We start from the raw sequence: 25,659 nt of genomic DNA, 5'->3' as shown, positions 1-25,659 counted from the left end.
TTGAGCGATCCGTACGAGACAACCGAGCAGCACCTCGACCGACTCCTGCGACGGGCCCTCAACTCCTTCGACCTGCCCGACGGCACGGTCGAGCGGCTCGGCACGGCTCTCGCGCACAGCAGCACCCTGCACTCCTCGCACCACAGCGCGGAGCTGCACCGCGAGACGTACCGGCACACCTACCTGCTCGCCGACGGCAGCGCACTGAGCCTCTGGGAGCTGGTGCACGGCGGCGGCCGGGACGCTCCCACCGCGCGAGAGCACGAGCTGTACGACGAGGAGGCGGACGCGCACGTCGCCGCCGCCCGGGTCACCGGCGTGTTCGCGGACGCCCCGGCGTTCGCCGAGGACCTGCCGACCGTCGACCTGGACACCCTGAACGCGCTGATGGCCGCTCCCCCGGGCCCCCGGCCGCGGACGTACGCGCCGGACAACAGCGCCGACCACGCCCGCCGGGTGCTGCGCCGCGCGGAGAACCCGGACCGCCCGGGCGGGTCCACGGCCCGGCTGCTGCGCTCGGCCTTCGCCCACCACATCACCCAGATCTTCGGCCGGCAGTTCCGGGTGGGCGACCACGACGCCGGGTTCACCCTCTACGAGCACGCGTTCCTGCTCTTCGACGGCAGCGAGACCAGCCTCTGGGAGGTCGAGCACACCGCGACCGAGGACGGCCGCCACATGTGCGAGGTCTACACCGACGAGCAGACAGCCCGCGACGCCATGGAGCACCGCGCCCGCATCTGACGAGCCCTGGTGAGCGCCGGAAGAACGACGGGGCGGGGCCGCCGGGACACCGGAGACACCGGAGACACCGGACGACGGAGACACCGGGGAGAGCCGGGCAACCGGCCCCCGCACGACCCCGGACATGACCCCGGACACGACCCCGGACATGAGCGAGCCCCGACGCCGGGGGGGGTGGGCGCCGGGACTCGGTTCAGGGGACCGGTGCGATGACCGGTCGTCGGGCCGGTGCGAACCGGCTTGATGGGGAGATTACGGGTTATTGGCTCACGCCGCAGCGTCAAAGCCCGTGTCGCGCGCCATTCGCTTCAATTCGACCAACGCGTGCTTCTCGATCTGGCGGATCCGCTCACGCGTCAGACCGTGTTCCTTGCCCACTTCGGTCAGCGTCCGCTCGCGGCCGTCCTCGATGCCGTACCGCATCCGGATGATGGAGGCGGTGCGGTTGTCGAGCTTGCCGATCAGCTCCTCCAGCTCCTCGCTGCGCAGCAGCGACATGACGGACTGCTCGGGGGAGACCGCGGAGGTGTCCTCCAGCAGGTCGCCGAACTGCGTGTCGCCGTTGTCGTCGACCGGCATGTTGAGGCTGACCGGGTCGCGGGCCCAGTCCAGGACGTTGCTCACGCGCTCGGGGTCGGAACCCAGCTCGGCGGCGATCTCCGCGTGCTCCGGGTCGCGCCCGTGCTCGCGGTTGAACTCGCGCTGGACCCGGCGGATGCGGCCCAGCTCCTCCACCAGGTGGACGGGGAGACGGATCGTGCGCGACTGGTCGGCTATCGAGCGGGTGATGGCCTGGCGGATCCACCAGGTGGCGTACGTGGAGAACTTGAAGCCCTTGGCGTAGTCGAACTTCTCGACCGCGCGCACCAGGCCGGCGTTCCCTTCCTGGATCAGGTCGAGCAGCGGCAGACCCGCGCGGGGGTAGCGGCGGGCCACGGCGACGACGAGACGGAGGTTGGAGCGGATGAAGACGTCCTTGGCGCGCTCGCTCTCGGCGAAGAGCGCTTCCAGTTCCTCGGGCTTCGCCCCACCGGCGTCGCTCTCCACTTCACCGTCGAGGATCTTGCGGGCATAGACACCCGCCTCGATGGTCTGCGACAGCTCGACCTCCTTGGCGGCGTCGAGCAGGGGTGTTCGCGCGATCTCGTCGAGGTACATGCCGACCAGGTCGCGGTCGGCGATCTCTCCGCTTCCACCGCGAACACTGCGGGCCCGTTCGGTCCCACCGGTGGGTGACGAACGACGGGCGACGGCACGGGTTGCCATGCGTGCTCCCTTGCTGAGTAGGTCGCGACACCCTTTCGGGTGCCCTGCATCCGATGGAAACAACGACTGGAATCCGGACAGAATTCCCCAGCACCGGCCTCAGTTTCGCGATCATGCAGTACCCTGTCGGCCGCCGACAGGAGGACAGATGTCTCGCATACCCTCGGACACGCAGGTCAGACCCGGTACGGAGGGTGATCTGGAAGCGCTCACGGACATCTACAACCATTACGTCCGTGAGACCGCGCTCACATTCGACGTCACCCCCTTCGCCCCCGAGGAGCGCCTGCCCTGGCTGCGCGCCCACCCGGCCCACGGACCCCACCGCCTGCTCGTCGCCGAGGACACCCGTACGGAATCGGCCGACGGGCGCCGGGTGCTGGGGTACGCCACCAGCAGCGCGTTCCGGCCCAAGGCGGCGTACGGGACATCGGTCGAGGTCAGCGTCTACTGCGCGCCCGACGCGACGGGACGGGGCATCGGGACCCTGCTGTACACGGCGCTCTTCGAGGCGCTGGCCGGGGAGGACCTGCACCGCGCCTACGCGGGCATCGCGCAGCCGAACGAGGCGTCCGGGCGCCTCCACGCGGCCTTCGGCTTCCGCCTGCTCGGCACGTACACCGAGGTGGGGCGCAAGTTCGGGCGCTACTGGGACGTGAGCTGGTTCGAGAAGCCGCTGTAGGGACCGTCTGGTCCGAGAAGCCGCTGCAGAGACCGTCCGGGCGGGGGCGGCCCGGACGGTCGCCGGCTCAGCCGAACTGGACCGAGCGCTTGGCCAGCCCCAGCCAGAAGCCGTCGATCACACTGCGGCCCCGGTCGAGCTCCCCCTCGGAGGCGCCCAGGGTCACGAAGAGTGGCGCGAAATGTTCGGTACGGGGGTGGGCGAGGCGGCCGGCCGGGGACTTCCGCTCGAAGTCGAGCAGCGCGTCGACGTCCTGTGCCTGCAGGGCCCGGTTCCCCCAGTCGTCGAACTCCGCCGACCAGCCCGGGATGCCGCCCCCGGTGTGCCGGAGCGCGGCGAGGTTGTGGGTGAAGAAGCCGCTGCCCACGATCAGCACGCCTTCGTCGCGCAGCGGGGCGAGTTTGCGGCCGATCTCCATCAGCTTCCGCGGATCGAGGGTGGGCATGGAGATCTGGAGGACCGGGATGTCGGCACCGGGGAACATCTCCACCAGCGGCACGTACGCCCCGTGATCGAGGCCTCGCTCCGGGATGTCCTGGACCGGCGTGCCCGCCGCGCGCAGCAGCTTGCGGACGTCCTCGGCCAGCTTCGGGGCGCCCGGGGCCGCGTACTCCACCTGGTAGTAGTGCTCGGGGAAACCCCAGAAGTCGTACACGAGCGGCACGGTGGTGGTGGCGCCGATCGCGAGGGGGGCCTCCTCCCAGTGGGCGGAGACGATCAGGATCGCGCGGGGACGGGGCAGGTCGGCGGACCAGGCGGCCAGCTCACCGGTCCAGACCGGGTCGTCGGCGAGCGGCGGGGCGCCGTGGGAGAGGTAGAGAGCGGGCATGCGCTCGGCGGAGGTGGTCATGTCGCTCCCCATCCTTGAAACTTCAAGCTCTTATCGGTACGACCGTAACGCGATCTAGTTCAACTTTCAAGGAAAGTCGTACAGTGGGCTCATGACCACGGCACCCACGACCGGCACCCGGTGGCTCACCGACGACGAGCAGCGCGTCTGGCGCGCCTACATCCAGACCACCACGCTGCTGGAGGACCACCTCGACCGCCAGTTGCAGCGGGACGCCGGCATGCCGCACCTCTACTACGGACTGCTCGTCCAGCTCTCCCAGTCGCCCGGGGGGCAGCTGAGGATGACCGAGCTGGCGAAGGACGCCAAGATCACCCGCTCCCGCCTCTCGCACGCCATCGCCCGGCTGGAGAAGAACGGCTGGGTGCGCCGGGAAGACTGCCCGACCGACAGGCGCGGCCAGAACGCGGTGCTCACCGAGGAGGGCCACGCGATGCTGCGGCGCTCGGCGCCGGGCCATGTCGCCGCCGTCCGGCAGGCGGTGTTCGACCGGCTCACGCCCGAGCAGGTGCACAGGCTCGGGGAGATCATGGGGATCCTCGCCACCGAACTGCAGCCGGACCGCTCGGACGCGGACCTGCCCTGGCTCCGCTGACCCGGACGCGACGGGAACGGATACGGCGGAGCGGATACGGAACTGCCCCGGTCCCGCCGCACGAGCGGCGGGACCGGGGCAGGAGTGCCGGGCACTGATCGGCGATCAGCATCTCGGCCGACCAACGTCTCGACCGACCAGCGGTTCAGCTGATCAGCGTCTCGGCCGATCAGCGTCTCGACCGACCAGTGGTTCAGCTGACCAGTGGTTCAGCTGATCAGTGCGCGATCACCGGGATCTTGAACTCGTCCTCTTCGGCGTCACGCGTGCCGCCACCCTGGCTCACCGGGCCCATGTTGGGCTTGCCGGCGTTGATGAAGGTGAAGGCGATGGCGGAGGCGACGACGAGGATGCCGACCGCCCACCAGATCGCGCTGGTGTAGCCGTCCACCAGGGCCTGGAGCTGGAGCAGCTTCGGGTTGGTGGCGCCCGCCGCGTGGTCGGTGATGAACGCGGTGGTGGCGCTGGCGGCGATGGTGTTCAGCAGCGCGGTACCGATGGCGCCGCCGACCTGCTGCGAGGTGTTGACCATCGCGGAGGCGACGCCCGCGTCACGCGGCTCGATGCCGTGGGTGGCCATGGACATGGCCGGCATGAACGCCGTACCCATGCCGAGGCCGAGCAGGACCATGCCGGGCAGGATGACGCCGGCGTACGAGGAGCCGATTTCCAGGCGGGTCAGCAGCAGCATGCCGACGGCGGCGAGCAGGAAGCCCGGCCCCATCAGCAGACGCGGCGCGACGCGGGTCATCAGTCGGGCGCCGATCTGCGTGGAGCCCGTGATCATGCCCGCGACCATCGGCAGGAAGGCGAAGCCGGTCGACAGCGAGCTGTACCCCTTGACCACCTGGAGGTAGTAGGTGAGGAAGAGGAAGAGGCCGAACATGCCGATGACGGCGAGGCCCAGCGAGAGGTAGATGCCACCGCGGGTGCGGTCGGCGAGCACCCGGAGCGGCAGCAGCGGCGACTTCACGCGCGACTCGACCACGATGAAGGCGGCGAGCAGCACGACGGCCGCGACGAACGAACCGATCGTCAGCGTGTCCGACCAGCCGGCCGACTCGGCGCGGGTGAAGCCGTAGACCAGCGAGACCAGGCCGAGGGTGGAGAGCAGCACGCCCGGGATGTCGAGCGAGGAGCGGTTGCGCGTACCGGCGGGCTCACGGATGAAGAAGTACGCGCCGATCGCCGCGATGACCGCGAACGGGATGTTGACGAAGAAGGTCCAGCGCCAGTTCAGCGAGTCGGTGAGGAAGCCGCCGAGCAGCAGGCCGACGGCACCGCCACCACCGGCGATGGCACCGAAGATGCCGAACGCCTTGGCTCGCTCCTTGGCGTCGGTGAACGTCACGGCGAGCAGCGAGAGGGCCGCGGGCGCGAGAAGCGCACCGAAGACGCCCTGGAGGGCGCGGGAGCCGAACAGCAGCCCCTGCCCGGTGGCCGCGCCACCGAGCGCGGAGGCCAGCGCGAAGCCGATCAGGCCGATGGTGAAGGTCCGCTTGCGGCCGAACAGGTCGGAGATCCGGCCGCCGAAGAGCAGCAGCCCGCCGAAGGCGAGGGCGTAGGCCGTGATGACCCACTGCTTGTTGGCGTCGGAGATGCCGAGGTCCACCTGCGCCTTGGGCAGCGCGATGTTCACGATGGTCGCGTCGAGCACGACCATCAGCTGGGCGAGGGCGATGAAGGCCAGGGCCTTCCACCGCCCGGGGTCGGGAGCCGGGATTCCGGCGTTCTTCGGCAGGGTCTGGGACATGGGAGTAGCCACCTCGGGACATGCGCGGGATCGGCGGGACCGCCGATCGCGAAGGTTCGTGCAGTGCACGCGCGGGACGTGCGTGCGGTGCGGGCGTGGGACGTGCGTGCGGTGCACGCGCGGAATGCGATGGGCGCGCGCGAACGCACCCGTACACGGGCGAAGAAGACGAATCGTTCAGTAAAGCTGTCGGGACGGGCTCCACGGGACGCGGGGCGGGCGGTCGGGGGGGGGCCCGGTGCGGCGGGCGGGCACGGGTGCGGGAGCGGCGCCGCGCGGGCGCTCTCCCCCCGGGGTGCGGACCGTGCGCGGCCCGGCCCCGGTCACCGGCGACGTTGCCGGTCCCGTGGGAAGCGAAAAGAGATACAGGGAAGAACGGAAGGAAACAGGGGGAAAAAGTCGGGAAGCGGAAAAACGTCGGACATCAGGGGGTCCGGGTCGGCGGATCGGGGGGGTGCGCGCGCCGTCAGCGGCGCCGCAAATCCTCCAAGGTCGCTGCCGTCCCGGGGAGTTCGGAGCGGGCCGGGGTCCGCAGTCCGTCCAGGAACAGTTGAAGGTGACGGTGGGCGAACTGGTCGATCTCCACGCACGCGACGCCGGGGAGGGGCCGGGTGAGCTGGGAGAGGGCGATCATCAGGTCGCCGACCGCGATGTCGGTGCGCAACCGCCCGGAGGTCATGGCCTGACGCACGAGTTCCTCGACGGCCTCTTCGAGGTGCCGGCGTTCGGCGAGCAGTTCGGGGTGGGCTTTGTCGAACGTACCGGAGAGCAGGGGGCACAGGGCCCCGACCCGTTCGTCGGCCGCGGCGTGCACGAAGCGGCTGAGCGCCTCGAACGGGTCGCTCTCCTGGACCATGGCCTCTTCGGCCCGGTCGGCGGTACGGGACAGGACCGCGAGGACGACCTCGTGGGTCAGCGCGGCCCGGTCGGGGAAGTTCCGGTAGAGCGTGGCGTTGCCGACGCCGGCCCTCCGGGCGACGTCGTCGAGGGGCACGTCCGGCCCGAGTTCGACGAACATCTCCCGGGCGGCCGTGACGATCCGCTCGCGGTTGCGCAGCGCGTCGGCCCGCGGGCGGGACGTACGGCGCCGGCATTCCGGTGCGGTTCGAGCGACGGTTTCCACGACGTGGACCTTCTCCGTGTACGAGTACGGGCGGCCTTCCGGGGTGAACCGGGGACCACGTCCCCACTTCGCGGGGGACACACGTTCAAACGGGGAAGGGGTCCCCGGTTATTTCGCTCGAACAAGTGACCTGCGCCACAGCTCGCCCCGACCGGGAAAACCCTCCGATCGGCTTACCCAACGAGCGGGCCGGGGCCGCCGGACAGAGGCTGACGCCAGAGGCAGTCCGGGTCGGCCGACTGCCGGGTACCCCGGAGGCGCGCCCATGCAGCACCCTCGCCGAGGGATACGCAGCTGTCGCCGCCCGCTCGCACTCGCGGGGGCGACCGCCCTGGTCATCGCCTCGCTGGCCTCCGCGAGCACCGCCCTGCCGGACGCGAACCAGGCTTCGGCGGGCCCGGCCCCCCTCACCCGGGAGTCCGCGCTCGGCCCGTGCCGGATGTCGGCCGCCCTGGGCGTGCAGATGTCGGAAGGCCTGCCGACGCCGCCGGGATACGTCCACTCCACCGGCACGGTGCACGCCCTGAACCTCATGATCGACTTCCCGGACGCGCCGGGCAGCGGAAGCGCGGCGGACCGGATGGCGGAGTTCTTCCCGCAGACCTCGGACTGGTTCCACCGGAGCTCGTACGGACGGCTCGTCTACGTCCCCGAGGCGCCGGTGAAGGGCTGGCTGCGGATGCCGCTGCCGTTCGCGGAGTACGGCATAGAACGCGGTTCACCGTACGACCCCGGCTACCGGCAACTGGTGTCGGACATCGTCGAGGCCGCCGACGCGCGGGTGGACTTCTCCCAGTACGACCTGGTCAACATACTGGTCACACCGAACGCGGGCCCCTCGGCCCTCGACACCGTGCTCTCCGTGACCTTCCCCGACAACGACGAGGCACCGCGCGCCGACGGGGTACCGCTGGCCAACACCTCGTTCGTCTACAGCCGCCAGGACGACGGCTCGGGCTCCTACGCCCGGACCGGCTACCGGGTGCTCCCCCACGAGAACGGCCATGTCTTCGGTCTGCCCGACCTCTACACCGCGGAGGGCGGCGGCTCCGTCGGGCACTGGGACATCATGTCCGAGGACTGGGGCGCCAACAACGACTTCCTCGGCTGGCACAAATGGAAGCTGGGCTGGCTCGACAACGGGCAGATCGCCTGTGCGTCGGAACCCGGCACCATCGAGGAGAGGCTCGGACCGCTCGAAACGGACGGGGGCACGAAGCTCGCGGTCGTACCGGTGAGCGAGGAGTCCGGGTACGTCGTCGAGGTGCGCACCCCCACCGGGAACGACGAGGCGGTCTGCCGGCCGGGGGTGCTGATCTACCAGGTGGACTCGGACGTGGAAACGGGCCAGGGGCCGGTCTCCGTCGCCGACAGCACCGACGACAGCGGCGGCTGTACCCGGCGGCCCAATGTGCACGCCGAGCTCTCCGACGCACCGTTCCAGCCGGGCGAGACCTTCACCGACCGGGCCAACGGCATCCGGGTGTCCGTCCTCGGCGAGGACGGCGACGGCGAGTACCGGGTCCGGATCACCCGGTCCTGACCCGCCCAAGTCCGGCCGCCACACGGGGGCGGGCCCGGACGCCCCGTCCCGCCGAACATCCGGGTCAGTCGCGCAACACGTCGATCACGCTGCTGAGATGGGCGCGGACGGCCTCCTCGGCCGCCTGCGGTTCCCCGGCCACGATCGCCTCGATCACGGCCAGGTGCTCACTCAGGGACTGCTGGGGGCGGCCGGGCCTCAAAGCCAACTGGAACTGGTGACGCACCAGTTGACCGTTGAGGCGCTCCAGGAGCTCCACGGCGGTCCGCTGCCCCGAGAACTCCCGCACACAGGTGTGCAGTTGGTGGTTCAACTCGGAGTAGGTGAGAGGATCGCCCTCCGCCACCGCCTTGGCCATCGCCTCGCCCAGGCCGGTCAGCTCCTCGCGCTGCGCCCCGGTGGCCAGGACCGCCGCCTTGGCCGCGCACAGCCCTTCGAGCGCCATGCGGCACTCGGTGATGGCCACCGCCTCCTCCACGGTCACCACGCGTACCCGGGACCCACGGTTACGGATCCGCTCCACGAGCCCCTCCGCGGCGAGGTCGATCAACGCCGCACGGATGCTGGCCCGTGTCACACCGAACTGCTCGGCGAGCTCGTTCTCCACCAGCCGCTGTGCCGGTGCCATCTCGCCCCGCAGAATCGCCTGCCGGAGCCGGGACAGGGCCAGTTGCTTGGCCTGCTCCCCGCTGCCCGGACTGGCTTCGTTCGGCATTCGTGCCCTCCCTGGGTGAGTGCTTGTCGACGCTCAATCTAGGCCAACAGGATTGTCGTCAATTCTGTCACCGACAGGGCGGGGCGCGGGACGGGGAGCCGGGGCCGAAGAGGCGAGCCAGGAATCCCGACCCGCCGCGCGCCCCGGGGAACCCGGACGCGCCCTGCCCACCACCGGCACGGGGCCCTCGGCCGGACGGCGGACAGGGGTACGCGCTCACCCCGCGGCGGCTCGGCGAGGAGCCGCCCCCGCGTCTGCCGGAGGTGGTGGACCTCTACCGTGTGGGGTACGACGGGCGGCCCGCCTTCCCCGGCCACGAGAACCTCCGGCTCTCCACCGACCTGGCGTCCGGCGCCGACGGGGTCCTGCTCGTCCTGGGCGCGGCGGCCGGCGGGCCCCGCCGCGCTGCCGTTCCGGTGACCGTGCACGAGGGAGGGCGAAAGCCGTGGAACACCGCACCGCACACCGCCGCGCGCCACGGGTGACCGTGGTCTGCCCGACGTACAACCGGTCGGAGGCGATCACCCGGACCATCGATTCCGTCCGGGCCCAGACGGTCGAGGACTGGGAGCTCCTGGTCGTCTCGGACGGCTCCGACGACGACACCGAGGCGTGGGTGGCGCGGGCCGTCCGGGAGGACTCCCGGGTGCGGCTGATCCGTCTCGACCGGACCGGCCACCCGAGCGGCCCGCGGAACGCCGGACTGGCCGAGGCCCGGGGCGCGTACACCGCCTACCTCGACCACGACGACACCTGGTACCCGCACCACCTCAGCACCGTCCTCGAACTCCTGGAGAGCGGAGCCGACTTGGCGGCCACCGGGTGCGAGTACCAGGACGCGGCCGGGCGTGTCACCGCCGGCCTTCCGCCGCTCTCCTGCTGCTGGCACCCGCAACTCCAGTTGATGGGGCCGATGTTCGAGCCATCCCGGGTGGCGCACCGGAGCGGGATCGTGGAGTCGGTGGGCGGCTGGCTCACGGACCCGGGATTGGAGGACTGGGATCTCTGGCTGCGCCTCACCGACGCGGGCCACGCCTTCGCCACCGCGCTGGAGCCCTCCGCGGCCCTCCTCACGGACAGCGGCACCCGACGACACCTGATGGCCCGGCCCCACCGGATGCCGCTGGTCCACCTCGACGACGCCCGGGCCGCGCACGCACTGCTGGGGGAGTTGCGGACGGGGCTGCACGACGACACCTTCCGCGCCGCCTGCCGGGAGGACATGCGGGAGTGGTACGCACAGATGGTGCGGGACGGGGGCTTCGTACGTCCCGTGGACTGGCACGGCGACCTCGGGGACGAGATCGACCGGGTGGTCGGGGGGACGGGCAGACTCTTCGAGGAGCTGGTCCTCGTGCCCGACCGGGGCCGCTTCGCGCTCGCCCGCAACCTTCTCTGCGCCCGCCCCGAGCACGCCCGCCGCGCCACCGCCCTGCTGCCCGCCGTCCAGCCCCGTCGGATACGGCTGCTGACGGGGCTGGCGGAGAGGGCGGGACTCGCGGAAGGGGCGGGACGCGGAGAAGGAGGGGCGGGACGCGGAGAAGGAGGGGCGGGGCGGGGAGAAGAGGCCGTCCGGCAGCGGGACTGAACCCCTCCGATCCGGCCCTTGTCCCGGGCGAGCAGCGCGGCCTGGACGTGGGTGGCCGCGTCGAGGCGGTGGAGGTGCGCGTCGTCATGAGGGAAAGTCCGGGGCACGGCGCGAGCGCGTCGCGAGCAGCGAGGGAAGAGGGGCCCGATGGACACGGGACTGACGGTCGGCGAGCGGATCGTGCTGCTCGGACTGGACCAGCGGGACGGCACACCGCACGACCCCCTCCGGGTGGGCGCTGCGGTCGCGGCGGCTCCGCTCCTCCAACTCGTGCGCTGCGGTGGGGTGGTGGCCGAGGGCGGCGGGCTCGTCGCCGCCGGCCGTCCGGACCCCCGGGAGCCGCTCGCCGCCGCCGTGGCGGCTCAGGTCCGTGAACATCCCGAGGCCCGGCCGCAGGCCTGGCTGCTGGCCGTGCGCGACCAGGCGGTCACCGCCGCGTACGACGGGCTCCAGGCCAAGGGCGTGATCCGCCGGGAGGGCCGCAAGCTGCTCGGCGCCTTCGGCTCCTACCGCTACCCGGTCATCGACGCCTCGGTGCCGGAGGCCCTGCGCGGCGAGCTGGCCGGGGTGGTGCTCGACGGGGCGCCGGCCGGACCGGAGACCGGAGAGCTGATCACGCTCCTCCACCACGCCGGCCTGCACGCCCACGCCCTGCCGGACGTTGACCCCGCCGCGGTGAGGGAGCGCATGGGCGAGCCGGCCGCGAAGACGGGCGCGTCCGAAGCGGTGGGCGAGGCCGTCTCGGCGGCGCTCGCCGCCCTGACCACGCTGCTGGTGAGCATCCCGGGTATCGCGGCGGGCTGAACCGGCGGCTGCCCCCGTGACCCGCCCGCGGGATCCACCCCGTGATCCACTCCCGTGATCCACTCCGTGATCCACTCCCGTGGTCCACCCGCAGGATCCGTCGCCGGAATCGACGCGAGGACGGGGCTCGGCTAACGGTGGTCGGAGCTCGGCTCCCGTGGTCGGAGCTCGGCTCCCGTGGTGGGGCTCGGCTCCGGTGGTGGGGCTCAGCTCCGGCGGCCGGGGAGCATCGCGAGGGCCTGGGAGCGCTTCGCGACGAGGTCGTCGTACGTACCGTCGCGCTCGGCCCAACGGTGCGTGAGAACCCGCTCGACCAGGATCTCGTCGGGGGTGGGGTTCTGTGCGAGCAGGCCCATGACCTCGGTCGCGAAGGCGTCGAGCGGCAGCGCCTGGGGGTTCACCTTCTCCTGCCCCGCCGTGGCGACGGCCGGGGGGACGAGCTCGACGACACCGACGCCCGTGCCGTCCAGCTGTGCGCGCAGTGCCTCGGAGTAGGCGTGCACCGCGGCCTTCGACGCGGCGTAGCTGGGCATCGGGGGGAACGGCAGGAAGGCGATGCCGGAGGTGACGGTGACGAAGGTGCCGGCACCGCGCCCGACCAGGTGCGGGGTGAAGGCGTCGACGACCCGGATGGTGCCGACCAGGTTGGTGTCGATCGTCGTCCGCGCCGCCTCGAAGTGCGCCGGGTCGCGCAGGTCCTCCAGGAGCATGACGCCCGACATGGTCACCACGGTGTCCAGCCCGGGGTACCGGGCGAGTACGGCGTCGCGGGCGGCGGCCACGGAGGCACCGTCGGTGACATCGACGGCGAAGGTGCCGAAGCCTTCGTCGGAGAGTTCGGCGAGCGCCTCGGCGCTTCGCCCGCCGACGGCCACGGTGCTGCCCGCCGCGGCGAACCGCCGGGCCAGTTCCCGGCCGATGCCGGACGTCCCGCCGACGACGAGAACGGTGCGGTGGGAGAGATCCATGAGGTCGTCCTTCGGTTCGGGGCACCCGCGGTGCCACGGGGGGCAGAACACCCGCGGGGCCTTTCAGCAGTGGTTCCTGTCCTGGCGGACAGGGCTGCCGCAAGTCTTCGCGCCACCGGCCGGGCGGGGCAGTACCCCCGTCCTCCCTGGTCCTGCCAGGGCCCCCTCGGGGACGGGCGCCCCGCATTACGGTGGATCCATGAAGGACGAGGAATCCGGCAATCAGCTCGGCAGCTACCTCCGTGCCCGGCGTGAGCTGGTCTCCCCGGAGCTGGCGGGCATCCCGCCCGGCGGCAACCGCCGGGTACCCGGTCTGCGCCGCGAGGAGGTCGCCCTGCTCGCCGGGATCAGCCCCGACTACTACCTGCGCCTGGAACGGGGCCGCGACAGGAACCCGTCGCCCCAGGTCCTCGCCTCGCTCGCGCGCGTCCTGAGGCTCGACGACGTCGAGCGGACGTATCTGCTCGGGCTCTCGGCGGACCGCCCCAGGGCGCCGCGCCGCAAGCGCCCGGAGCACGTACCGGCGCGGGTGCACCAGCTCCTCGCGCACCTCACGGTCCCGGCGTTCGTGGAGGGACGGGCCTTCGACGTGCTGGCCTCCAACCCCATGGCCGTCGCCCTCTCCCCGCGCCTGCGGCCCGGCCACAACCGGCTGCTCTCGCTGCTCCTCGATCCCGAGGAGCAGGCGTTCCACCAGGACTGGACGAAGGCCACCGCCGACTTCGTCGCCGCCTTGCGCACCACCATCGGGGACGACACCGACAACCCCCGGTACGTCGAACTCGTCGGGGAACTCGCTCTGTCCAGCCGGCGGTTCCGCACCCTGTGGGCCCGGCACGACGTCCGCGCCCTCGACGGGGGCACCACCACCGTCCACCACCCCGTGGTCGGTGAACTCCGGCTGCACCGCGACAAACTCCCCGTCGACGACGTCATCCTCGTCGTCTACTACCCCGACAAGGACAGCGAGAGCGACGAGAAGCTGCGGCTCCTCGCCGCCCTCGGGGACGAGCCCGACGGCCCCGCGCACGAGCCCGGCAGTCCTGCGCACCGGCCCGACGGCCCCGCGCACGAGACGCCCTCCCGGAAGCCGCCCCCGCCGCGACCGTGACGCCCACGGCCGCGACGCTCACGGCCGCCCCGGGACCGGCACCGCCGCGGCGGAGCCGGGCCGCGACCGGTGCGGCTCGGGACTCCGTGGCGAGGCCGAAGGCGTCGGCCGGCAGCTCGTACGAGCGGTGGCGGTCGGCCAAGTCGGGCGCCAGGGTGCTGACGATCGGCGTGGGCTTTGCTTGAGGGTTCGGGAGCGGCCATGGTGGCTCCTTCGCCGAGTCGTGGTGGCGTGAGGGAGGGTGCGGGCGGTCAGGGCGTACTCGGCCGGGGCGTGCCGCCGTGCTCCGTGGCGGTGAGCCGGAAAAGGGCCGGGCCGGGCCGGTCGCGCAGCGAGGCGGGGGAGGGGGCCGGCCGGGGAGGGGATCCGTATCTCCCCGCCGTGCACCGGGACGGGTCCGGGGGTTCCCACGCCATTCGGTACCAGGGGCGTCGCCATCAGGAGTTCCTTCCTCCGGTGGGCGGGCGGGCGGCACCCGATGGCCGGGACACTTGGGTACGGGTACCGCCCGCCTGCGTACGTCCGTCGTCGGGGCGCCGCGCCACGAGGTGGTCGCGGCTGCTCGCCGTTGCTCCCGGCTCAGCCGAACTGGCCTTCCACGGCGGGCTTCCGGGTCCGCAGGAAGAGGAAGGAGGTCAGGATTCCGAGGACCACCACTGCCGTGTTCACGATCACCGCGGTCGTGATCCCGTCGTGGATGTCCGTGTTCGCCGCGGCGATGGCCGACATGATCGGGGTGCCCATCGTGATGCCGATCTGCTGGGTCATCGTCGCCAGACCGGTCGCCATGCCCTGTTCGTGGTCGGCGAGGCCGGTGGTGGCCGTGACCATGAAGCCGACGATCACCAGCATGTTCCCCACCCCGCCGGCGAAGGTCGCCGCCAGCAGCAGCCCCATCGAGCCGCTGGTCCCTCCGAGGCCGACCAGGGACAGGGTGGCCACCGCCTGGAGGACACCGCCGATCAGCAGCGTCGACCGGGTCGAGGTCGCGCCGATCACCCGGGGCGCGATCGAACCGCCCACCACCGTGCCGACTCCCAGCACGCCGAACGACAGGCCGGCGGTCAGCGGCGAGAACCCGAGCACCTCCTGGAGGTACAGGGTCATCAGGAAGACCAGGCTGGTCTCCGTGAGGAACGCGATGGCGCCCGCCACGTTCCCCCAGGCCACCGTCCGCTTCTTCAGCACCGACACCGGCAGCAGCGGCTCCGGCGCCCTGGATTCCACCGCGTAGAAGACCAGCAGCAGCACCACGCCCGAGGCCAGCCAGCCGAGCGCGGCGCCCGATCCCCAGCCGTGCTCACCGGCCTGCGTCAGCCCGAAGACCAGCGCCAGCAGCCCCAGTGTCACCGAGACCGCGCCGGGCACGTCCAGCTTCGGGCGGACGGCCGGACGGGACTCCTTGATGACCGTCGGGGCGATCGCCAGCACCGCGACTGCCACGGGCACGTTGATGAAGAAGGACCAGCGCCAGGAGAGGAGGTCGGTCAGGACTCCGCCCAGGATCGCGCCCGTCGTGAACCCCGCCGACATCAGGGCACCGTTCAGCCCGAGCGCCTTCTGCCGCAGCGGCCCCTCGGGGAACGACGTCGTGAGCAGCGAAAGACCAGCGGGCGTCACGGCGGCCGTCGCGAGGCCCTGGAACACCCGGGCCACGATGAGCATGTCGGGGCTCTGGGCCAGTCCGCCCACCAGGGACGAGAGCCCCAGCACGGCGAGGCCCACCAGGAACAGCCGCCGCCGGCCGAACAGGTCGGCGATCCGGCCGAACAGCAGCGTGAACCCGGCCGCGGCCAGCGCGAACGAGGTCGCGATCCACTGGAGGCCCGACAGCGAGAAGCCCAGCCCGTCGCCGATCACGGGCAACGCCACGTTGAGGATCGAGAAGTCCACCGCCAGCATGAACTGGGCGACCAGCAGCACCAAAAGGACGAGGCGGAGTCGCCCGTCCAGTCGGACCGGCCCCTCCCCCGCCCGTACACCCTCGGCTACGGCCATCACGCACATCCCTCCGTCGCCGACCACCGTCGGTGGTCGTCCTGGAGAGCGACTCTCGTCCTGTGCAAGGGAGTTACCCAGCCCCCTGGTTCTGCTGGCGTCGCGGAAGGTATCACTGGCAGGGCCACCTTCGGGGCCCCGCCGCGGCCGTCGCACGGGCACACTGGGACGCATGGACACTCCCACGGCCCTGGGCGACTTCCTCCGCAACCGCCGCGCGCGGCTCCAGCCGGAGGACGTCGGCCTGCCGAGTCACGGCACCCGCAGGCGGGTTCCGGGGCTGCGGCGCGAGGAGCTCGCCCTGCTGGCCGGGGTGAGCATCACGTACTACACGCATCTGGAGCAGGGGCAGAGCTCCAACGCCTCGGACAGCGTCCTCGACTCCCTAGCCCGCGCCCTGCGCCTCACCCCCGACGAGCACGCCCATCTGCGCGACCTGGCCCGCCCGCCGAAGGCGAAGCGGGCCACGCCGCACCGCCCGGAGTCCGTGCGCGCCACCACCCGGCGGCTGATCGACTCGATGCCGCTGGTGCCGGCCGTGGTGCTGGACGGGCGCAACGACGTCCTCGCCTGGAACGCGCTCGGCCACGCCCTGCTCGCCGGCCACCTGGACGTGCGGAGCCCGGACACCCCGGCGGACCGCCCCAACCTCACCCGGATGCTCTTCCTGGACCCGCACACCCGCGAGCTGTACACGGAGTGGACCAAGGAGGCACGGGTGGCCCTGGCCGCGATGCGCCTGGTCGCGGGCCGCAATCCCGAGGACAGCGCGCTCGCCGGGCTCATCGGCTCACTCATGCTGCAGAGCCCCGACTTCGCCGGCCTCTGGTCGAAACACCCGGTGCGGGACTGCACCGTGGGGACCAAGTCGCTGCACCACCCGGTGGTGGGCCCGATGACCCTGGACTTCGAGAACCTCCACCTCTCCGACAACACCGGCCACCGGATGCTGCTCTACACCGCCCCCGAGGGCTCCCCCTCCGAGGCGGCGCTGAGCCTGCTGTCGAGCCTGACCGCCGAGACGGACCGCGCCCGCCGCTCCGGGTCGCGGCAGACCGACGCGACGGAGACGGGCGCGGACGGGCTGCGGTAGGTACGGGCGGCGCTCCCCGGACCCCACCCGTCGCAGGCCCCCACCCCCGTCCCGGGCGGGCCGGGCAGCCTGTCCGTCCCTCCCCCGGCGGAGCAACGCACCGTGACCGGCCCTGCGTGCGGGCGTTCTACCCGTCGCCAGGATTTCCGGAATGCGACGAACCGCTCGTCCCCTGATGAGGACGCCGGCGCGAGGTGGGAGCGAGACACGTGCGACAGAAGTGCTGCGACCGTTGTGAGCTGGTCATCGGACTGGGCTGCTGCTGCCCGCCCGACGGCTCCGCGCCGGGGGAGCGCCCGGCCGCCCCGCCCCGGCAGGAGTGGCGGACCTTTCCCGCCGACACGATCCTCATCTCCCCGCGGCGGTACGCGCACCTCCCCGGAGCGTGTGCCCGTCTGACCGAGGAGCTGGTGACCGCCCCCCGCTGGGGCTGGATTCCCGCGCCGCCGACCGGGCTCTGGGACCGGTTGAGCAGCAGCTGCCCGGCGACCGCGACCGAGGGGAACACGGACCGCCAGGCGATCCGGCGGTGCGAGGAGTGCGAAGCCGCGGTGGGGTGAGTGCGGCCTCCCGAGCCTGCCCGGACGGCCGCGGTAAAAGTGAGCGCGGCCTCCCGAGTCTGCCCGGACGCGGGGAAGTTCAGCGACCGGCCGTGGGCGCCACGTACACCCGCAGGCCGGCCGTCCGGTGCGGCGTCCAGGACCGTGCGTAGCCGGGCGGTCCGCCGCCCGGTGCCACCAGCACGGCGGTGGGCAGCCGCTCGGCGGTCCGCCGGATACCGGCCGTCGTGGTGTTGGCGTCGTGGCCGCCGGCCGCCGCGGAGGAGCACCCCGCGTAGAACGCGATCGGGACGTACTCCTTGCCGGTGATCAGGCAGGGCGGGCGGACGCCGAGCCGGTGCAGCCCGTCGGCGACAGCGGCCCACTCCTGTCGGGCCGCCGTGGTGCGGCGCACGGTGTTGTGCAGCACCACGAGCTGCGCGGCCAGGTGCCCGGCCAGTACGAGGACCAGCAGGGTCACGGTCAGCGGCCGGCCCGTCCGCCCGGGCGTCCGCACCGCGTGCACCACCAGTCCGGCGACCGGCACGCTGAGCAGCGCGTAGGCCGGCATCAGGAAGCGGGGAGCCGCGTAGCCGATCAGGAAGAGGTACGGGAAGGCCGCCGAGGCGGCGCAGGCCAGCGGTACGAGCGTGACGGCCGGGCGGCCCGCGCGGACCGCGGCCCTGACCGCGAGGGCGGCGAGCAGCGGCAGGGCGAACCACCAGAGCGTCTCCGCGACGGGGGGAACCGCACCGGCGCACGGCCGGCACAGGGTGCGTCCGCCGAGTGCGCGCAGGTGGTCCACCACCGCGATGTTCCAGCCGAGGCCGCCCTGGATGCGGGACGCGTCGGCCAGGCGCTGCGCGAGCCCTCCGTGGGCGACGTACGCCTCGACCACCCACTCTGCCGCCCCTGCCGCGAGCCCGCCGCCCAGCGCCACCAGCAGGGCCGGGCGGCGCCACTGCCGTACGCACACCAGCAGGACGAGCAGGGGGAGCACCGCCCACACCGCGTCCATGGGCCGCATCCAGGCCATCAGCGCGGCGCTCAGGCCGATACCCCGGAGGGCCGCGCGGTCGGAGCGGTCCGCGCGGGCGCGCAGGAAACAGCCGGTACCGGCCAGGGCGCCGACGGCGACCCAGTAGTTGGGCATGGCCTGCGGACCGTAGAAGAGCGTCACCCACAGGGTGGCGAACAGGGCACCCGCGGTCGCGAGCACCCGCGCGGGGAGGACGCCCCGCCAGGCGCGGACCGCGAGGAAGAGGCCGAGGCCGGACAGGACGGCCAGGTAGACCCGGAGCAAGGCGGTCGACGAGGACCAGGTCGCGACCGGCGCCACCAGCAGCGGAACGCCCCGGGCCCGCGGGGCGCTGAAGAACGAGGCGGGAGCGTGGCCGGCGACCTGGCTGACGTAGACCGACTCGTCCCAGCCGAGGCCCATCCCCGGTCGTACGAGGAGGAGTTGGGCCAGCGTGAACGCACCGGCCACGACGGCGACCGCCACCTCGCCCCGGGGCCGGCGGGACCGGCGGTCCGACCGGTACCGGCGGGACGGCCGGGCGGAGCGGGCGGCGGCCGGTGGGACGGTGCCGCCTCGCGGGACCGCCTCCGCCCGCGGGGCCGGCTCTCCCTGCGGCACCGAGCCGCTCGGGCCGGCCGTCGTGACCCGCGCGCCGTCCGTGGTCTGCGGACCGTTGCTCATCGCTCTCCTCCGGAACCCTGCGGGCTGTGGGTTCCGGGGAACCTCCGGAACTCCGCCCGAGAATCCCCCACCCGCCGTGAGGTTTCAGCCGTGGCCGACGCGGGTCCGCAGGGATGAGCCGAAAGGCGTAACGCCGCTCCGCACGTCGGCCCACGAGCCGCCCCGGGTACGCGCGGGCAGGTGGAACGAGGCGGAATCCCTTATCCGCAGGACCTGCGGACCCCGGCGTTACGTTCACCACACAAAGCACAAAGTTCCCACCCTCCTCCATACGTTCGACAAGTCTTGGCCATGCACCGCGCATCCGCCTTGGCAGCCACTTGGCGACCGTCGACCTCTTGAGTGGAGTCCACTGTGATCGACCTGCGGGTTCTGGGACCGGTACGTGCATTGGCCGGAGAGCGCGATCTCGACATCGGACACGCGCGGCAGCGCAGCCTGCTGGCCATGCTGCTGGTGGATGTGAACAACGTGGTGCCGAGCAACCGGCTCGCCGAGTTCGTGTGGGACGACCACCCGCCACGGCAGTCGCGCAACACGCTCGCCGGTTACGCCACCCGGTTACGCAAGGTCCTTGCCTCCGCCCCCGGACGTCCCGCGCTGCTGTCCCAGGCCGGTGGATACGTGCTGCGGGTCGACCCGTCGGCCGTGGACCTGTACCGGTTCCGTTCCCGCGCCTCCCGGGCCGCCACGGTCCGGGACGACGAAGAGCGCTGCCGGCTCCTGCGGTCGGCGCTCGCGCAGTGGTCCGGCGCCGCGCTGGGCGACCTGCTGGGAACCTACGTCGAAGCGCTGCGCACAACCCTGGACGGCGAGCGGCAGGCCGTCCTGCTGGACTACTTCGACGCCCAGTTGAGCCTCGGCCGATCCCACGAGATCCTCGACCAGCTCCAGCGGATGACCGAGGAACGTCCGTACGACGAGGAGCTGACGCTCCGGCTGGTCCTGGCCCACCGGGACATCGGAAACCCGGCCGCCGCTCTGCGGACGTACGAGGCGGCGCGGGAGCGACTGGCCAGCGAGCTGTCGACGCGTCCCGGCGAGGCGCTGCGCAACGCCGGTGAACGGCTGCTGAACCCGGAACGGCCGTCGGAGAGCTGGGACAACGCCCGCCCCGGCGCCACGCGGGCCCGCGACAGGCTGCGCATGCCCCGGTTCGCCGGGTACTTCGCGGGCCGGGAGCATGAACTGCACGAGCTGGACGTGATGTTGACCCCTCAGCGGTCAGCCGCCGGAACCGCCGCGACCACTGCCACCACCGCACCGCAGGGCAGCAACCTCGCCGTGATCAGCGGCATGGCCGGGGCCGGGAAGACGACGCTGGCGCTGCAATGGGCGCAGCAGGCCCAGGCGTACTTCCCCGACGGGCAGTTCTTCGTGACGTTGCGGGGCTACGAGCCGCATCTCCCGCCCCTCGAACCGGTCGAGGCGCTCGCCCAGGCGCTGCTCGCGCTGGGGCTTCCGGCCGCGGACATCCCGTTCGGCCTCGGCGAACGGGCCGCCCTGTACCGGACGTTACTCGTCACCCGCCGGGTGCTGATCGTGCTGGACGACGCGGCGGGGCCCGACCAGGTGCGCCACCTGCTGCCGCCCAGCGTCGACGGCAGTGCGGTCGTGGTGACCTGCCGGGAGCGGATGCCGGGGCTGACCGCGGCCTACTACGCCGGTGAGGTGCTGCTGGACGCGCTGGACACCCCGTCGGCGCTCGCGCTGCTGGCTTCGCTGGTCGGCAGCGCCCGCGTGGCGAGCGAGCCGGAGGCGGCGGCCGGCATCGTACGGGCCTCCGGGCAGCTTCCGCTGACCGTGCGGCTCAGCGGCGCCTACGCCGCGAACCATCCCGACGAGCGGCTGGACCAGGTGCTCGCGCGGGTTCCTCCCGGCAGCAGCCCGGACACGCGTGGGGCGATGGACCTGTCGTACGGCAAGTTGGGGGCGCACCAGCGGCAGCTGTTCCGACAGCTGGGCGTCCTTCCGGGTACCGAGTTCGGGCGGGACACGGTGGCGGCGCTGGTGGAAAAGTCGTTCGCCCTGCTGGAGGAGCACATCGACGCGCTGGTGCGGGCCAACCTGCTGTCCGAGTACGCCCCGCGTCAGTACCGCATGCACACCATGGTCAAGGAGTACGCGGTCGAGCGCGCGTCCGACGAGGACCCGTGGGCGGTGCGCCGGGACGTCCTGCTGCGACTTCTGGAGTGGTACAGGCAGTCGGTGGAGCGGGTCAGCAGCGCCGGCGGCATCCAGATGTCGGAGGTGCACCGGGGTGAGGGCGCCGCCTCCTTCCTCCCGGCCGGTCCGCCGCCGCCGGAACCGGACCCCGTGGAGACCGGCCCGTACGGCCCGGACCGCCCCGGCCGCCCGGACAGCGGCGACAGCGAGGACGTCATGGCCTGGCTGGACCGGGAGAAGTCCAATCTCTGCGCCGCCGTCAAGCTCGCGTCCGAGCTCGGTCTCGGTCCTGCGAGCTGGCGGCTGGCCGACACGATGGTCGGCTACATCCGGCTGCATCCGGGCGGCGACGACTGGTCGGCGGCCGTGGAGGCGGCGCAGAGCGCAGCCGCCAAGCTGGGGAACGAGCGGGCGAACACGGCGATGCTGCTCAACATCGCGGACACGCGGTACCGCAAGGGCCGGTTCTCCAGCGAGCAGAAGCTGGCCCGGGAGGCGCTCGCCGTCAGCCGGGGCGCGTCCTGGCAGGCGGGGGAGGCGCTCTCCCTGGCGGTTCTCGGCCGGTCGTACTGGTCGGTCGGGGCGATCGGGCTGGCGAACCGGTACCTGGGCGCCGCGCTGCACATTCACGAGAGCCTCGGCGACCTGGCGGGGCAGGCCAACATTGTGGGCCGGCTGGCCCGTAACGACTACGACGCGGGCGACCCGGTGTCCGCCCTGCGCGGTTTCCGCCGCTCCCTCGAACTGGCGGAGCGGGCGGGCTCCCGGTTCGGGCAGATCCGTCTGCCCGTCTACATCGCCCTGTCGCTGCGCCAGCTGGGGCAGTACGCCGAGGCCGGCCAGTGGTGCGAACTGGCGATTCGCACAAGCCGTGACGTGGACTTCCTCGAGGGCGTGGCCATGGCGCTGACCTGCCGGGCGGCGCTCTTCAGCGACCTCGGGGAGCACGCCCGGGCGGTGATCGCCGCGCGGGAGGCGCATGTCGCCATCCCGTACCTGTCGGACCCCCGCATCGAGGCGGACTGCCTGATCCGGCTGGGCGTGGTCGAGGCCGCCGCCGAGCACACGGACGTGGCCATGCGCAGCTTCGGCAAGGCGCGGCTGCTCGCGGACCGGATCAACTACCGGCAGGGCTCGGCGCGTGCCCAGGCCGCGAGCGCGGAGACGTACATACGGCTCGGCCTGTACGAGGAGGCGCTGGCAGCCGGCCGGCGTACCAGGCGGATCCTCCAGGAGTGCGACATGCGCCTGGTCACGGCGCAGTTGCTCGTCCTGGAGGCGGACTGCGCACTGGCGTCCGGGCGGTGCGCGGCGGCCATCGCCAAGTACCGCAAGGCCTCCGCGCTGTACCGGGCGGCGGGCCACCCCCTGGGTGAGGTGCGGGCCCTGCTGTCCTGGGGCCGCGCCGCCGACACCGTACCGGGGCACGGCCGCCCGGACCGCCCCTGGCACCGGGCGCTGCGGCTGGCCGGGCCCCTCGCCGTCCCGGAGGCGGACACCCTGCGGACCCTGCTGGGTACAGGGCGCAGGTGACGCTCAGACGCGCACCACCATCCCGGCGTACGTGAGGCCGGCCCCGAAGCCGATCAGTACCGCCAGGTCGCCCTTCCGCAGGGCCCCGGAGGTGCGCATGCGGTCGAGGGCGAGGGGGATGGACGCCGCCGAGGTGTTCCCCTGGTCCACGATGTCGCGGGCCACGGCGACCTCGGCGGGGAAGCCCACGCTCTCCGTGACCGCCTCGATGATGCGCAGGTTCGCCTGGTGCGGGACGAACGCCTGGACGTCGCCGGGTCCGAGACCGGCACGGTCCAGCACCTCCTCCACCAGACCGGGCAGTTGCGTCACCGCCCAGCGGAAGACCGAGGAACCCTGCATGCGGATGACGGGCCCGCCGTACTCCGGCTCCTCGCGTACGGTGATCGCCTCGCGCAGCGCGGGATCCGTGCCCCACACCACGGGCCCGATGCCCGGCTCCGTACCGCGTCCCACCACGGCCGCGCCCGCCCCGTCCGAGAACAGGAAGGCGGTGGAGCGGTCCTGCGGGTCGACGATGTCCGACATTCGCTCCACTCCGATGATCAGGCAGGTGCGGGCCTGACCCGTCGCGACGGACGCGGACGCCATGGCGATCCCCACGGCGAATCCGGCACAGGCGGCGGCGACCTGCCAGGCAGGACCCGGCACGCCGAGGCGGCGGCCTATCTCCGCGGCGAGCGTGTTCGCCGCCGCCCCGGTGCCCGCCCCGCCGATGTCCGACATGGTGGCGACCAGCACCTGGTCGACCTCGTCCGGTGCGATGCCGGCGTCGGCGAGTGCCTTCCCCGCCGCGGCGGCCCCCATCTCCGCCAGCGTCTCGTCAGGACCGGCGAAGCAGCGTGTCCGGATGCCGCTGCGGCGCAGGATCCAGTCGGGTGACGAGTCCAGGGTGCGGCAGATCTCCTCGTTGGTGACGATCCGTCGGGGCCGGTAGCCCCCGATGCCGAGCAGGACCGCATGGTGACGGTCCGGCCCGGGGACGTGCGCGGCGTGCGTGGTGTTCACACGGGACTCCTGTCGTCGCTCGCAACTGCGTCCTTGCCTGCTCCTTACTCCTTCGCATGGGTTACGCGCCGGACGGCGCCACCCCGCGTGACAACGCGACAACCGCATGCGCGGTTTCCGCTTGACAGTCACATACTGATGGTATGTACTCACATACTCACGGAATGTTAATTGGAAGGATCGACAGGTGACCTCAGTACCGCTTGCGTCTCGCGCCGAGCAGTCGACTGCGGGGAAGACACTGCTGCTCACGTCGGCAGCCACGTTCATGGCCTTCCTCGACACGACGATCGTCAATGTGGCCTTCCCGGCCCTGCGCGCGGACTTCCCCAAGGAGTCCGTCACCGACCTGACCTGGGTGGTGACCAGTTACGGCATCCTGTTCGCCGCCCTGCTGACCCCGGCCGGGCGCTTCGCCGACATCCTGGGCCGGCGCAAGCTGTTCCTGTGGTCGGTCGGGCTGTTCACCCTGGCGTCCCTCGCCTGCGCCCTCGCGCCGAACGTGGAACTCCTCATCGCCGCCCGTGCGATCCAGGGCATCGGCGCGGCCGGCATGATCCCCTCCGCACTCGGACTCGTCCTCTCCGAGACGCCCGCGGAGAAGCGTTCCGAGGCCATCGGCATCTGGGGAGCGGCCGGTTCCCTGGCCGCCGCCGCCGGACCCGCGCTGGGCGGTCTGCTGGTCAGTGAGATCGACTGGCGCGTGGTGTTCTTCCTGAACATCCCGATCGGCCTGTTCGTGATCTACGGCGCCATGAGCCTGCCCAATCGCGCGACGGAGCCGACCAAGATTCCCGACCTGGTCGGCACGGCCACCATCACCCTCGGTATCGCCGGTGTCGTCATCGGCCTCACCAAGGCCGGCGACTGGGGCTGGGACGCGGCCACGACGTGGATCTGGATCGGCGTCGGTCTCCTCCTCATGGCCTTCTCGCTCCAGCGCTCCGGCAAGCACCCCGCCCCGGCCGTGGAGACCGGGCTGTGGCGTACACCGATGTTCGCGGCGGCCAACCTCACCGCCTTCTTCCTGGGTGCCGGCCTGTTCGTCTGGTTCCTCTCCGGGCCGCTGTACCTCACCACGATCTGGCACTACTCCGTGCTCAAGGCCGGTCTCGCCGTCACCCCCGGCGCGGTGCTCTCCGCGGTCGCCGCCATCACGATCGGCCGCCGCCTGAAGCCCGAGAAGCAGCGTCCGGTGGTCATCGTGGCCGCCGTCGTCTTCCTCGCGCTGAGCATCTGGGCGTACACCGGCCTCGGCTCCGACCGGGAGTTCCTGGCCCTGTGGCTGCCGTACGGCGCACTCGGCGGCGCGGTGATCGGTGCCGGGCTCACCAGCGTGACGACCGCGGCGTCCATCTCCGTGCACCCGCTGAAGTTCGCCACCGGTACCGGTATGGCCACCACCGCACGGCAGTTCGGCGGCTTGGTCGGTGTCGCCGCGATGGCGGCGGTGTTCGCCGCGGGTGACCTGAGCACGCCGCAGCCGTACCTCAACGCCTTCCTGCTCGCGGGCATCTTCATCGCCGCGTCCGGGGTGCCGGCGTTCTGGATGTTCACCAAGAAGTCGATGGCGCAGATCGCCGAGACCCAGGCGCAGATCCAGGCCTACATGCGGGCACAGGCCGAGGCCGCCGCCAAGGCCGCCTCCACCGAGGCGGGCACGCCGTCCGCCGAGGGCGTCCCCGCTGCGGACCGCGGCTGACCCGACGCTCCACCCCGAGCTCCGACCGCGGTTCTCCCTACCCCGTGGCCGCGGCCGGCCCCGGCGGGGGGGGGGGGGCCCCCCCGCCCCCCCCCCCCCGGGGGGGCCCCCCCCCCCGCCCCCCCCCCCCCGCCGCCCCCCCCCCCCCGCGCCCCCCCCCCCCCCCACAAACGCCC

At 72.4% G+C, this 25,659-nt stretch carries 21 protein-coding genes; 12 read left to right on the top strand and 9 right to left on the bottom strand.

Annotated features, from left to right (window positions below; all coding sequences use genetic code 11):
- On the top strand, positions 1–744 hold the full coding sequence (locus tag ACFZAX_RS08075) for a DUF6227 family protein (RefSeq protein ID WP_390960136.1): 744 nt from the start codon (positions 1–3) through the stop codon (positions 742–744).
- 267 nt (positions 745–1,011) lie between these two features.
- Here ACFZAX_RS08075 and ACFZAX_RS08070 read toward each other — a convergent pair whose 3' ends face one another.
- A complete protein-coding gene (locus ACFZAX_RS08070) occupies positions 1,012–2,010 on the bottom strand; it encodes a sigma-70 family RNA polymerase sigma factor (RefSeq protein ID WP_327177369.1) in 999 nt (332 codons plus the stop codon).
- Positions 2,011–2,158: 148 nt separating this feature from the next.
- On the opposite strand from ACFZAX_RS08070, the gene ACFZAX_RS08065 reads away from it, so the two are divergent.
- Positions 2,159–2,692 (top strand): GNAT family N-acetyltransferase, encoded by a 534-nt coding sequence (locus ACFZAX_RS08065; RefSeq protein WP_390960135.1) that lies wholly within the window; start codon positions 2,159–2,161, stop codon positions 2,690–2,692.
- Between the two features lie 67 nt (positions 2,693–2,759).
- On the opposite strand, the gene ACFZAX_RS08060 is transcribed toward ACFZAX_RS08065, so the two are convergent.
- Entirely contained in the window at positions 2,760–3,542 is a 783-nt protein-coding gene (locus tag ACFZAX_RS08060) for a dioxygenase (protein WP_390960134.1), read from the bottom strand.
- A gap of 91 nt (positions 3,543–3,633) precedes the next feature.
- Here ACFZAX_RS08060 and ACFZAX_RS08055 point away from each other — a divergent pair, with 91 nt between their 5' ends.
- Entirely contained in the window at positions 3,634–4,137 is a 504-nt protein-coding gene (locus ACFZAX_RS08055; RefSeq protein ID WP_390960133.1) for a MarR family transcriptional regulator, read from the top strand.
- A gap of 217 nt (positions 4,138–4,354) precedes the next feature.
- Here the strand turns inward: ACFZAX_RS08055 and ACFZAX_RS08050 are convergent, their stop codons facing one another.
- Positions 4,355–5,890, bottom strand: coding sequence for a DHA2 family efflux MFS transporter permease subunit (locus ACFZAX_RS08050; RefSeq protein WP_390960132.1), 1,536 nt, complete (start codon positions 5,888–5,890; stop codon positions 4,355–4,357).
- A gap of 466 nt (positions 5,891–6,356) precedes the next feature.
- A complete protein-coding gene (locus ACFZAX_RS08045) occupies positions 6,357–7,013 on the bottom strand; it encodes a TetR family transcriptional regulator (RefSeq protein ID WP_390960131.1) in 657 nt (218 codons plus the stop codon).
- A gap of 265 nt (positions 7,014–7,278) precedes the next feature.
- Here ACFZAX_RS08045 and ACFZAX_RS08040 point away from each other — a divergent pair, with 265 nt between their 5' ends.
- Positions 7,279–8,556: a M6 family metalloprotease domain-containing protein gene (locus ACFZAX_RS08040; protein ID WP_390960130.1), complete on the top strand. Its 1,278-nt coding sequence runs from the start codon at positions 7,279–7,281 to the stop codon at positions 8,554–8,556.
- A gap of 64 nt (positions 8,557–8,620) precedes the next feature.
- Here ACFZAX_RS08040 and ACFZAX_RS08035 read toward each other — a convergent pair whose 3' ends face one another.
- Positions 8,621–9,271, bottom strand: a complete 651-nt coding sequence (locus ACFZAX_RS08035) for an FCD domain-containing protein (RefSeq protein WP_390960129.1) — start codon at positions 9,269–9,271, stop codon at positions 8,621–8,623.
- A gap of 266 nt (positions 9,272–9,537) precedes the next feature.
- Here ACFZAX_RS08035 and ACFZAX_RS08030 point away from each other — a divergent pair, with 266 nt between their 5' ends.
- From ACFZAX_RS08030 to ACFZAX_RS08020, 3 genes are all read left to right on the top strand, one after another.
- A complete protein-coding gene (locus ACFZAX_RS08030; RefSeq protein WP_390960128.1) occupies positions 9,538–9,756 on the top strand; it encodes a hypothetical protein in 219 nt (72 codons plus the stop codon).
- Entirely contained in the window at positions 9,717–10,859 is a 1,143-nt protein-coding gene (locus tag ACFZAX_RS08025) for a glycosyltransferase (RefSeq protein ID WP_390960127.1), read from the top strand. Before ACFZAX_RS08030 ends, ACFZAX_RS08025 begins: the two co-directional genes overlap by 40 nt.
- A gap of 147 nt (positions 10,860–11,006) precedes the next feature.
- Positions 11,007–11,663 carry a GPP34 family phosphoprotein gene (locus ACFZAX_RS08020; protein WP_390960126.1) on the top strand — a complete coding sequence of 219 codons (657 nt, stop codon included), beginning with the start codon at positions 11,007–11,009 and terminating at the stop codon, positions 11,661–11,663.
- A 206-nt stretch (positions 11,664–11,869) separates the two neighbouring features.
- Here the strand turns inward: ACFZAX_RS08020 and ACFZAX_RS08015 are convergent, their stop codons facing one another.
- Positions 11,870–12,631 (bottom strand): SDR family NAD(P)-dependent oxidoreductase, encoded by a 762-nt coding sequence (locus tag ACFZAX_RS08015; protein ID WP_390960125.1) that lies wholly within the window; start codon positions 12,629–12,631, stop codon positions 11,870–11,872.
- A gap of 199 nt (positions 12,632–12,830) precedes the next feature.
- On the opposite strand from ACFZAX_RS08015, the gene ACFZAX_RS08010 reads away from it, so the two are divergent.
- A complete protein-coding gene (locus tag ACFZAX_RS08010) occupies positions 12,831–13,742 on the top strand; it encodes a helix-turn-helix domain-containing protein (protein ID WP_390960124.1) in 912 nt (303 codons plus the stop codon).
- Between the two features lie 579 nt (positions 13,743–14,321).
- Here ACFZAX_RS08010 and ACFZAX_RS08005 read toward each other — a convergent pair.
- Complete coding sequence (locus ACFZAX_RS08005) at positions 14,322–15,740, bottom strand: MFS transporter (protein ID WP_390960123.1); 1,419 nt, start codon at positions 15,738–15,740, stop codon at positions 14,322–14,324.
- Between the two features lie 172 nt (positions 15,741–15,912).
- Between ACFZAX_RS08005 and ACFZAX_RS08000 the strand changes: the two genes are divergently transcribed.
- Both ACFZAX_RS08000 and ACFZAX_RS07995 read left to right on the top strand, forming a co-directional pair.
- The gene (locus ACFZAX_RS08000; RefSeq protein ID WP_390960122.1) at positions 15,913–16,833 is read left to right on the top strand and encodes a helix-turn-helix domain-containing protein; all 921 of its coding nucleotides are present in this window, start codon (positions 15,913–15,915) and stop codon (positions 16,831–16,833) included.
- A 209-nt stretch (positions 16,834–17,042) separates the two neighbouring features.
- On the top strand, positions 17,043–17,393 hold the full coding sequence (locus ACFZAX_RS07995; protein ID WP_390960121.1) for a hypothetical protein: 351 nt from the start codon (positions 17,043–17,045) through the stop codon (positions 17,391–17,393).
- A 79-nt stretch (positions 17,394–17,472) separates the two neighbouring features.
- On the opposite strand, the gene ACFZAX_RS07990 is transcribed toward ACFZAX_RS07995, so the two are convergent.
- Entirely contained in the window at positions 17,473–19,074 is a 1,602-nt protein-coding gene (locus ACFZAX_RS07990) for a hypothetical protein (RefSeq protein ID WP_390960120.1), read from the bottom strand.
- A 354-nt stretch (positions 19,075–19,428) separates the two neighbouring features.
- On the opposite strand from ACFZAX_RS07990, the gene ACFZAX_RS07985 reads away from it, so the two are divergent.
- A complete protein-coding gene (locus ACFZAX_RS07985) occupies positions 19,429–22,773 on the top strand; it encodes a BTAD domain-containing putative transcriptional regulator (RefSeq protein WP_390960119.1) in 3,345 nt (1,114 codons plus the stop codon).
- Positions 22,774–22,776: 3 nt separating this feature from the next.
- Here the strand turns inward: ACFZAX_RS07985 and ACFZAX_RS07980 are convergent, their stop codons facing one another.
- Positions 22,777–23,781, bottom strand: coding sequence for a beta-ketoacyl-ACP synthase 3 (locus tag ACFZAX_RS07980; protein ID WP_390960118.1), 1,005 nt, complete (start codon positions 23,779–23,781; stop codon positions 22,777–22,779).
- A 187-nt stretch (positions 23,782–23,968) separates the two neighbouring features.
- Between ACFZAX_RS07980 and ACFZAX_RS07975 the strand changes: the two genes are divergently transcribed.
- Positions 23,969–25,483, top strand: a complete 1,515-nt coding sequence (locus ACFZAX_RS07975; protein ID WP_390960117.1) for a DHA2 family efflux MFS transporter permease subunit — start codon at positions 23,969–23,971, stop codon at positions 25,481–25,483.
- The last annotated feature ends 176 nt before the right edge of the window (positions 25,484–25,659 follow it).

The organism is Streptomyces sp. NPDC008125 (assembly GCF_042957125.1).
Classification (GTDB): domain Bacteria; phylum Actinomycetota; class Actinomycetes; order Streptomycetales; family Streptomycetaceae; genus Streptomyces.
Note: the sequence above shows the minus strand (reverse complement) of the source record. Positions and strands in the feature narration are given on the sequence as shown.

Excerpts from the sequence above, each read along its gene's own strand:
- ACFZAX_RS08070 (WP_327177369.1), bottom strand. The coding sequence starts at position 2,010 with ATGGCAACCCGTGCCGTCGCCCGTCGTTCGTCACCCACCGGTGGGACC.
- ACFZAX_RS08065 (WP_390960135.1), top strand. The coding sequence starts at position 2,159 with ATGTCTCGCATACCCTCGGACACGCAGGTCAGACCCGGTACGGAGGGT.
- ACFZAX_RS08060 (WP_390960134.1), bottom strand. The coding sequence starts at position 3,542 with ATGACCACCTCCGCCGAGCGCATGCCCGCTCTCTACCTCTCCCACGGC.
- ACFZAX_RS08055 (WP_390960133.1), top strand. The coding sequence starts at position 3,634 with ATGACCACGGCACCCACGACCGGCACCCGGTGGCTCACCGACGACGAG.
- ACFZAX_RS08050 (WP_390960132.1), bottom strand. The coding sequence starts at position 5,890 with ATGTCCCAGACCCTGCCGAAGAACGCCGGAATCCCGGCTCCCGACCCC.
- ACFZAX_RS08040 (WP_390960130.1), top strand. The coding sequence starts at position 7,279 with ATGCAGCACCCTCGCCGAGGGATACGCAGCTGTCGCCGCCCGCTCGCA.
- ACFZAX_RS08035 (WP_390960129.1), bottom strand. The coding sequence starts at position 9,271 with ATGCCGAACGAAGCCAGTCCGGGCAGCGGGGAGCAGGCCAAGCAACTG.
- ACFZAX_RS08020 (WP_390960126.1), top strand. The coding sequence starts at position 11,007 with ATGGACACGGGACTGACGGTCGGCGAGCGGATCGTGCTGCTCGGACTG.
- ACFZAX_RS08015 (WP_390960125.1), bottom strand. The coding sequence starts at position 12,631 with ATGGATCTCTCCCACCGCACCGTTCTCGTCGTCGGCGGGACGTCCGGC.
- ACFZAX_RS08010 (WP_390960124.1), top strand. The coding sequence starts at position 12,831 with ATGAAGGACGAGGAATCCGGCAATCAGCTCGGCAGCTACCTCCGTGCC.
- ACFZAX_RS08005 (WP_390960123.1), bottom strand. The coding sequence starts at position 15,740 with ATGGCCGTAGCCGAGGGTGTACGGGCGGGGGAGGGGCCGGTCCGACTG.
- ACFZAX_RS08000 (WP_390960122.1), top strand. The coding sequence starts at position 15,913 with ATGGACACTCCCACGGCCCTGGGCGACTTCCTCCGCAACCGCCGCGCG.
- ACFZAX_RS07990 (WP_390960120.1), bottom strand. The coding sequence starts at position 19,074 with ATGAGCAACGGTCCGCAGACCACGGACGGCGCGCGGGTCACGACGGCC.